At 48.9% G+C, this 575-nt stretch carries 1 protein-coding gene; it reads left to right on the top strand.

Annotated elements, in window-relative coordinates; genetic code table 11:
* Positions 1 to 575: CBS domain-containing protein (locus tag R7R78_RS28255; RefSeq protein WP_225474868.1), on the top strand; the 575-nt coding region annotated here is incomplete at both ends.

The raw sequence follows: 575 nt of genomic DNA, 5'->3' as shown, positions 1-575 counted from the left end.
AACCGTATTGATGCTGGTGGCCTGTTCGGGCAAATGGGGTTGCTCATGAACAACCGCGTTCGTATGCCAGCAAAAGCGATTGAAGACACCTTGGTGTATTGCATTCCTGAGAACATCTTCAACGAACTTTGCGACGAGTTTGAAAACTTCGCGGATTTTATGGAGCTCGAAGATAGCGCTCGGCTTCGCAATGCGATCTCTAGTCGCTCCGATGGCAATGATTTAACAACCGCAAAAGCGCGTAAAATCCTGACTCGTGACCCTGTGACACTCGAAGCGACCGCTTCTATTCAAGAAGCTGCAAGCCTAATGGCAGAAGAAAACGTCACCGCCTTGCTCATCGTCCGCCCAACCGAAGAACTGACCGAAGAGGATGATGATCAACTGCTTGGCATTCTTACTGACCGCGATTTATGTATACGGGTTTTGGCGCAGGGGATTGATACCAATATATCGGTGAGCGAGGTCATGAGTTACGACGTGGTATCGCTCGATTACAACGCGTATGTGTTTGAAGCGATGCTGACCATGCTTCGCTACAACGTGCATCATCTGCCGATTCTCAAAGACAAAAA

Source organism: Vibrio sp. 2134-1 (assembly GCF_033339495.1).
This window is presented reverse-complemented; position numbering and strand designations above follow the sequence as displayed.